Source organism: Actinomadura formosensis NBRC 14204 (genome assembly GCF_001552155.1).
Lineage (GTDB): Bacteria > Actinomycetota > Actinomycetes > Streptosporangiales > Streptosporangiaceae > Spirillospora > Spirillospora formosensis.
Map to the genome: position 1 here is coordinate 47996 of NZ_BCQQ01000034.1, position 7946 is coordinate 55941.

Genomic DNA, 7946 nt, shown 5'->3' on the forward strand with positions numbered 1-7946 from the left:
CGACCGGGCGCCCTTTCCGGAGAGTTCACTCGTACGCGCATTGTCGAGAAAGAAGTGTCATACCCATGAGTGCGTCCCGTCAGGGTGCCGTCATTCCGGACCGGGCCGGCGCCGCGAAAGAGGAGCTGTTCTTCCTGGCGGTGCGGGGACTGGCCGAGGGGGAGAGCCTCACCTCGGCCACCGACCGGCGGTTCGCCGACCTGGCCGCCCACCTGGCGCTGGCGGACGCCGCCTGGTCGTGCCGGTTGATCGGCTGGCTGGCGGCACGCGAGCCGCTCGGATCGGCGGCGATCGTCGCCGCGGTCGAATGGGTCCGCGCCGGGCTGCGGGCAGGTCTCACCGCCTCCGGTGGCAACCGCCAGTTGATCAGCGGCATCCTGCGCAGCGCGGATCAGCCCGGAGAACTGCTCGGCTACTGGTTCCGCCGGTACGGCCACCCCGTCCCGAAGCCGATCAAACGAGGGGTGGCCGATGCCGCCCTCGTGCTCTACGACGAGCGGGCAGTGGCCGTCCACGACCGGCCGGGCGGGGAAGTGCGCTTCGCCGATGTCATCAAGATGACGCATCCGAGGCCCGCCGCCGGCGTCCAGAGCGACCTGTTCCACCACCTTCTCGCGTCTCACGGCGGCTCGCCGCACGAGGTTCCGGTGTCGCTGCCCAGGCTGCACGCCCGCGCCGCGTTGCACCGGCTTTCGCGGGAGGAGCGGCGCGACATCCTGCGGCGCGCCGATGCGTCCGACATCCTCGTCCAAGCCGCGATGACCGCGGACATGATCCCGGGCTGGCTCGGTGAACCGCTGGACGCACGGGCATGGCGCGCCGTCCTGCCGCTCATGGGTTACCGCGACCGTCTGCGCGCTCTACGCGCCTTCGACGAGGCGGGCCTGGACGACCAGACGGCCGGGGAGGTCGCCGCGATGCTGGCCGACGCGGACCAGGTGGCCCTGGCCGGTGTGCGGCCGCTGGAGATCCTCGCCGCCGGAGAGGCCACGCCCGCCCGCCGCTGGGGCCGGGCGCTGGAACGCGCCGCCGAGGCCGCGCTGGCCGCCGTTCCCGTCCTGCCGGGCCGTACGCTCATCCTCCTCGACCATCCGGCACCGATGTTCACCGAGGCGACCGGGAACACCGCGCAGACCGTCGCCGGCCGAGCCGCCACGTTCGCCCGTGCTCTCGCCCTCCGCGCCGAGCAGGCGGACCTGGTGCAGTTCGGCGGCACGCATGCTCGGGTACCGCTCCAGAGCGGCGCCGGCCTGAGAACCGTGACCGAACGGTTCCGCGAGATGGCCGACGGCGACGCCGCGGCGGCGGTCCGGGACTGCTTCGACCGGCATGACCGGGTCGTCATCGTCACCGGCGAACCCCGCGGATTCGCCCGGGGCCAGGACGATCCTGTGGCCGCCCTCCCGGCCGGCGTCCCGTCCTACATCTGGGATGCGGCCGGCGCCATGCGGATGCCGTCGCTTCCCGGCCGGTATGTCTTCCGCGGGCTCACCGACGCCGCCTTCGAGGTCATTCCGCTCATCGAATCCGCCCGCGTTTCCTGGCCTTTCTGAATATCCACGGGGAGCCCCCGCCCCGATGGATGCAGGTGGGCGCCACCGCCCCTTTGCCAGGCGCCCACCGCCGATGTGCGGTTCCGGCAGCCACGCGGCTGCCGGAACCGCACTCGTTCTTCCTGCTGCGCACCCGCCTTGCGAAGGCCCGGCGACGCAGTGCTGCCACTTTGTTCACCTGAACGCGGACTCTGCCGCGGACGGCCCCGCGTCAGGATGGTGTCCAGATTCCCGGCGAAGACGTCAATAATGTGTAGCCGACCTCGCTGTGGAATGGTTCGGTCATTAACGTGGCCCTGTAGATGTCACCCGCTGAAAGATATGCATCAGTCAAACGTGAACGCGCCGCTAAGGAGGGGCACCATGGATCGCCTGGAATTAGCGCCTGGCCGCTGGCCGGCGACGCGGTCAGCGCTTTCGTGCTCGCGGCCGGGTGAGGGATGAGCGGCCATGACGTGCGTACTGGTGGTGGACGACTCGCCGCAGATCCTGGCGACACTGCGGCTCAATCTGCGGGCCCGTGACTACGAGGTGCGGGTCGCCGCGAACGGGATGCAGGCCCTCATCGGGGCCGCGGAGTGGCATCCGGACCTGGTCATCCTCGATCTCGGGCTGCCGGACCTGGACGGCGTCGACGTCATCCGCGGACTGCGCGGATGGTCGCAGGTTCCGATCATCGTGCTGTCGGGCCGGACCGGCAGCGGCGACAAGGTCGACGCGCTGGACGCGGGCGCCGACGACTACGTCACCAAGCCGTTCGGCATCGAGGAACTGCTGGCCCGGATCCGCGCGATCACCCGCCGGGTGCCCGCGGGCGACGCCGTGTCCGTGGTGAATGTGGGCCGGTACTCCGTCGACCTCACCGGCAAGATCGTCCACGGTCCGGACGAGGTGCGGGTCCACCTCACCCCCACCGAGTGGAGGCTGCTGGAGATCCTGCTGCGCAACCCGGGCAAGCTGATAGCGCAGCGCCGGCTCCTCACCGAGGTCTGGAGCCCGAACCACGTCGGCGAGACCAACTACCTGCGCGTCTACCTGTCCTCGCTTCGCCGGAAGCTGGAGGACGATCCGGCGCGCCCGCGGCATCTCCTCACCGAGCCCGGAATGGGCTACCGGTTCGAACCGTGACAGCCGATTCCGAATCCGTCTCCCTTCAATCGCCACCTGACCTCGGCCCTGCGCCACTCCCGAGGCCGGCCCGGCAGGCCCGCACGCGCCGACCGGTGACGACATGACGAACCGCAAGGAGGAAGCGTGAACGAACTCCTCGGCCTGCTCCTCGTCGTCACGGGCAGCATCGTCGCCAAGGCCGTTCCTCGCCTGCTGGCGGCTGGGCGAACGGAGGGAGCCGAGCGGGACGAGGCGGGACCGTGGCTGTTCGCGGCGGGCCTCGGCCTGGTGCTCACCGGCCTGGCGGCACTCAACATCGAACCCCGCGCCATCCTGCTCTCCCTGGTGGTGATGGGCACGCTCCTGAGCGGGATCCTCATCGCGATCGGATGTGTACTCGACCGCACCGGAAGACGACGCGACTCCTCCTGACAGGCGTTCACGGGGGCGCCGACGAGAAACCGCGCCGGCCCCCTGCGGAGAGGCCCAACCGGCTCCCGCGGCCCCCGGCACCCGCCTGACAATCTGTCCCGCTTCCCGGTCCCATGACCCTGCGGCCGGACGGGTGTCACGTCCGGCCGCCGGGGCGGGGTCAGCGGTCGGCGAGGTCGGCGCGCAGGCGCTTGCGGTCGAGCTTGCCGACGGCGGTCTTGGGGACGGCGTCGCGGAAGACGATCCTGCGGGGCTTCTTGTAGGAGGCGATCTGGGCGGTGACGTGCGCGGTGAGCTCGGCGCGCAGCGCGTCGTCGCCGGTCGCGCCGCCGGCCGGGACGATCACGGCGGTGACGGCCTCGACCCAGCGGGGGTCGGGGGTGCCGACGACGGCGGCCTCGCGGACGGCGGGGTGGGTGAGCAGGGCGTCCTCGACCTCGCGTGGGTAGACGTTGTACCCGCCGCTGATGATCATGTCGGAGGTGCGGTCCTTGAGGAACAGGAAGCCGTGCTCGTCCAGGACGCCGACGTCGCGGGTGTGGATCCAGCCGTCGCGGTAGGTCTGCGCGGTCAGCTCGGGGGCGTTGAAGTAGCCGGCGGTGGCCGACGGGCCGCGCACCACGATCTCGCCCGCCTCGCCGTCGGCCACCTCACGGCCCTGGTCGTCCAGCAGGCGCAGTTCGATGTCGGCGGCGAGCTGCCCGCAGGCGGCGAGCCGGTCGCCCGCGTGGTCCTCGGGCCGCAGCACGGCGATGCACAGCGGGATCTCGGTCTGCCCGTAGTACTGCCAGAACCTTTCGCGGCCCCAGAGGTCCATGGCGCGTTCGATCACGGGCCGCGGCATCGGGGATGCGCCGTAGATGACCCGCTGGAGGGTGGAGACGTCGGTGGTGGTGAAGGAGGGCTCCTCGACCAGCATCTGGATCATGGTCGGGACGAGGTTGATCGCGGTCGCGCCGTGCGCGGCGATCGCCCGCAGGAACGGGTCGGGGGAGAAACCGGGCAGGATGACGGTCCGGCCGCCGCGCAGCCACAGCGGCAGGACGAAGACGCCGCTGGCGTGGATGAGGCTGGCGGCGTGCAGCATCACGTCCTCGCGGGTGGCGGGCAGCAGGTTGAGCAGCACGTTGCGGCAGATCCCGGCGTAGGACGCCTGCGTGTGCTGGGCCGCTTTGAGCGTGCCGGTGGTGCCGGAGGTGAACAGCGTCAAGATGACGTCGTCCGGCTCGACCGCCACCTCCGGCAGCGTCGCCGGGGCCTTGGCCGCCCGTTCCATGAGCGTCGGCTCGGTGCCGAGCGAGGTCTCCAGGCCGACGAACGCGACGCCCGGGAGCGCTGCGGCCAGTTCGCGGGCCCGGTCGGTCAGGTCGGCGCCGAACACCACGACCTCGCAGGCGGTGTCGGTGAGCATCGCGGTGTGCTCCGCGGCCGACAGCCGCGCGTTCAGCGGGACCCGGTTGATCCCGGCCTTCACGCACGCGAAGTCGACGGGAACGCTCAGCAGGCTGTTGTTCACCAGCAGGCCGACCCTGCGGCGGTGGGTGCCGCCGACCTCGGCCAGAGCGCGGGCCAGGCGGTTGCTGAGCTCGTCGACCTGCGCGAAGGTCAGCTGCCGGTCGCCGAACACCACGGCGATCCGGTCTGCGTGCTGGCGCGCGCCGCGGACGATGAGTTCACGGGTGGTGGGGCTCATTGCTGGTCTCCTGTCGGGGTGATGCCGGTGCGGGTGAAGACTCCGTGGCGGCCTTCGCCGGCGGCGAAGCGGGCGGCGCCGGCGACGCCCTCGGCCGCGACGATCGGGACACCGGCCGCTCCTTCGGCGCGCAGCGCCTCGGCCAGGGGGAGGTCCAGGCCCGCGTAGGTGGAGGCCCGGTCCGCCAGGACGCAGCCGAACGGGAAGGCCGCGATCTGCTCGGCCAGCTCACGGGCCGCCGCGACGGCCTGTCCGGGCTCGACGACCCGGTTGGCCAGGCCCATCGCCAGGGCCTCGTCGGCGTGCACGGGACGGCCGGTGAGGATGAGGTCGAGCGCGCGGCCGAGCCCGACGATGCGGGGCAGCCGGACCGTCCCGCCGTCGATGAGCGGCACGCCCCAGCGGCGGCAGAACACGCCCATCACCGCCTCGCGCTCCACGACCCGCAGGTCGGCCAGCAGCGCCAGTTCAAGGCCGCCCGCGACGGCGTGCCCGCTGATCGCGGCGATGAGCGGCTTGCTCAGCCCCATCCGGGTCGGCCCCATCGGGCCGGTTCCGCCTCCCTGCGGGTCGAGTTCGTGACTGCGTTCGGGGTCGCCGACCGCGGTGAGGTCGGCGCCTGCGCAGAACGTGCCACCGGCTCCCGCCAGGATCGCCACCCGCCGGCCGGGGTCGGCCTCGAATTCCTCGAACGCCGCCCGCAACTGCGCCGCCATGGCCCGGTCGACGGCGTTGCGCCGCTCGGGCCGGTCCATCCAGATCGTGGTGATCGATCCCTCGACCTCCACCCGCACGTCGCCCATCGCTACCTCCGGCCTATCGCCGCCCGCGCGGCTCTACAGTGGGGACCGGAACCAGGTTGTAACGTGCCTTGGAAGATCCTGTCTAGGAGCTGTTACAAATGACCGAGCTGACGGCCCGCAAACTCCTGCTCGACCTGGCCACAGCCCGGCCCCGCACCCGCTACTCCATCGCCGCGCTGTGCCGGGCCGGACAGATCGTGGGGCTCAGCGCCCCCAGCATCCGCATGGCCGCCACGCGCCTGCACGACGAAGGCGTCCTGGACCGCGACGGCCGCGGCAGCTACACCCTGCACCCCGAGGCCCTGCTCACCTACCCCCACGTCCGGGACTGGGCCGCCCGCCACACCACCCGCACCCCCTGGACCGGCACCTGGGCCGCCGTCGACAACTCCACCACCGCCCGCACCGACCGCGCCGTCCTGCGCCACCACGACCGCGCCGTGGACCTCCTCGGTTTCCGGCCCTGGCGCGGTGCCCTCCACATCCGGCCCGACAACCTCACCGGCGGCATCACCGCCCTGCGCGACACCCTTCAAGCCACCGGCATGGCCCCCGGCGCCGCCGTCTTCGGCGTCCACGACCTCGACCCCGCCCACGACACCGAACTACGCGGCCTGTGGGACACCGCCGCACTCACCACCCGCCTCGACCAGACCACCGCCGCCCTCACCGCCAGCCTCGACCGCCTGCCCACCCTCACCGCCGAGGAGTTCGCCCACGAATCACTCCTGCTGGGCAGCCAGGCCATCGCCACGATCCTCCATGACCCCCTCCTGCCCGACGACCTGTGCGACCCCGAACCCCACCGCCGCCTCACCACCCTCGCCCAGACCTACCAAGACACCGCCCAAGCCATCTGGGCCCAACTCCTCAACCTCGAACCCGAGCGGCCCTGAAGCCGTTCCACTCTGCCGGGGGTGTCGACGCGGCGAGTGGGCAAGCCGGTGACCACGGCCGTCGGCCCGTGCATGAACAGCCGGGCTATCCGCCCACCCTCAACGCGGCGCCCAGCCGGCGGATCGTCTCGACCTCGTCAGGATTTCCGGCATCATCGGCGGGCGCGTGCTCGGTGATGGCGGCTCCGACCACGTTGTCCAGCTGGGAGACCAGGTCAATGAGCCGCTGCGGCCTGACCCCGTCCGGTTCGGGATAGCAGGTCGCACCGAACTCCGGCGGATCGAGAACATCGAGATCGATGTGCACGTAGAGCGGCCCGCTGAGGCCGTCAAGGACCTTCTCGAAGTCACTGACGCCGTGGCGACGGATGCCCGCCCGCTCGATGTAGTCCTCGATCTGCTCACGGACGTCGGGCTCGAACGCCCTCAGGCCCGCGAGGATCACCTGCTCCGGCGCCAGCGGCCGGTCGGGGACGAGCGGTGCCGGGCCCTCGCCGAGCAGCGTGCGCAGGATCATCCCGTGGAAGGAACCGGACGGCAGAGTTCGCGGGGTGTACAGGTCCGGGTGCGCGTCGATCCACAGGACCGTCAGCCGGTCGCCGTACCGGGCCCGTGCGGCCGACAGCGGCGCCAGGTCCACCGCGCATTCGCCGCCCACGGTGATCACCGCGTCGTCGATGCCGGCCAGGGCTTCCCTGGTGCGGCGCAGGTTCTCTGTGAGCACGTCCAGCCCGCGCACCCCGGCCTCGCGCCTGCCCTCGGTGTCGAGCACCGGCACCGTCACCAGCGCATCGGCCTGAATCGATTCTGCGGCACTTCGGGCACCGGGTATCAGCCGCCGGGCGTTCGGTGAGCCTGAACCTTGCCATTGCGGTACGCAAAGCACTGTCGCCATGGCCGCGACCCTAGGGCATGTTTCGAAGCCCGGCGCTTGGAACCACACGCGGCAGCGTGGGGGCTCACGTCCGCGGTGCCGGGCAGGCCGGGGCGCATAGCCGTCACCACGGCGATGCGCGGCGCTGGACGACGGCCAGTTCGACGCGCTGGTGGCGCACGAGCGGGCGCATCCGGAGGCCAGGCATACACGGCTGTTGTCGGTGTACCCGGCCGTGTCCGTCCACCGTGGACGGACACGCGTACGATCGCAGCTTGAGCGGGTCAGGTGGCCTCTGGGGGACGTATGGCGATCGTGTTCGAGCTTGTCGTCAACTACGGGCAGGATCACGCAGCCGTTGAGAACGCCGGCCGCATCGTTGCCGCGCACCCTCCGCTGACCGCCGGGCCGCACCTCATCCGGCTGCACGAGCCACTGGTCACCACCGTGCACGATGCCGCCGGCCGGCCCTACCTTGAGATGTCCGTCATCCCTGCCCAGGTGGGATGCAAGGTAGCGCTTGACGGGAATCGGCCTCAGCTGCGGCTGACGTCCGAAGAACTGAGCGAGCTGGGCGCCGGCCTC

8 protein-coding genes are annotated in these 7946 nt (G+C 71.5%); 5 read left to right on the forward strand and 3 right to left on the reverse strand.

The features are described 5' to 3' along the window. The first annotated feature begins 65 nt into the window (after positions 1 to 65). The 3 genes from AF1_RS11795 (at position 66) to AF1_RS11805 (ending at position 3095) form a co-directional block, all read left to right on the forward strand. Positions 66 to 1553: a hypothetical protein gene (locus AF1_RS11795; protein ID WP_067796581.1), complete on the forward strand. Its 1488-nt coding sequence runs from the start codon at positions 66 to 68 to the stop codon at positions 1551 to 1553. Positions 1554 to 2003: 450 nt separating this feature from the next. Beyond that, a complete protein-coding gene (locus AF1_RS11800; protein ID WP_067796584.1) occupies positions 2004 to 2681 on the forward strand; it encodes a response regulator in 678 nt (225 codons plus the stop codon). A gap of 126 nt (positions 2682 to 2807) precedes the next feature. Next, on the forward strand, positions 2808 to 3095 hold the full coding sequence (locus tag AF1_RS11805; protein ID WP_067796588.1) for a hypothetical protein: 288 nt from the start codon (positions 2808 to 2810) through the stop codon (positions 3093 to 3095). Positions 3096 to 3255: 160 nt separating this feature from the next. Here the strand turns inward: AF1_RS11805 and AF1_RS11810 are convergent, their stop codons facing one another. Both AF1_RS11810 and AF1_RS11815 read right to left on the reverse strand, forming a co-directional pair. Continuing rightward, complete coding sequence (locus tag AF1_RS11810) at positions 3256 to 4788, reverse strand: class I adenylate-forming enzyme family protein (RefSeq protein ID WP_067796591.1); 1533 nt, start codon at positions 4786 to 4788, stop codon at positions 3256 to 3258. Continuing rightward, positions 4785 to 5591, reverse strand: coding sequence for a crotonase/enoyl-CoA hydratase family protein (locus AF1_RS11815; RefSeq protein WP_067796594.1), 807 nt, complete (start codon positions 5589 to 5591; stop codon positions 4785 to 4787). Before AF1_RS11815 ends, AF1_RS11810 begins: the two co-directional genes overlap by 4 nt. A gap of 98 nt (positions 5592 to 5689) precedes the next feature. On the opposite strand from AF1_RS11815, the gene AF1_RS11820 reads away from it, so the two are divergent. Next, entirely contained in the window at positions 5690 to 6487 is a 798-nt protein-coding gene (locus AF1_RS11820; protein WP_067796597.1) for a hypothetical protein, read from the forward strand. 85 nt (positions 6488 to 6572) lie between these two features. Here the strand turns inward: AF1_RS11820 and AF1_RS11825 are convergent, their stop codons facing one another. Further along, positions 6573 to 7271, reverse strand: a complete 699-nt coding sequence (locus tag AF1_RS11825; RefSeq protein ID WP_207394007.1) for an arginase family protein — start codon at positions 7269 to 7271, stop codon at positions 6573 to 6575. Between the two features lie 396 nt (positions 7272 to 7667). Between AF1_RS11825 and AF1_RS11830 the strand changes: the two genes are divergently transcribed. Then, positions 7668 to 7946: hypothetical protein (locus tag AF1_RS11830; protein ID WP_157419170.1), on the forward strand; the 279-nt coding region annotated here is incomplete at its 3' end.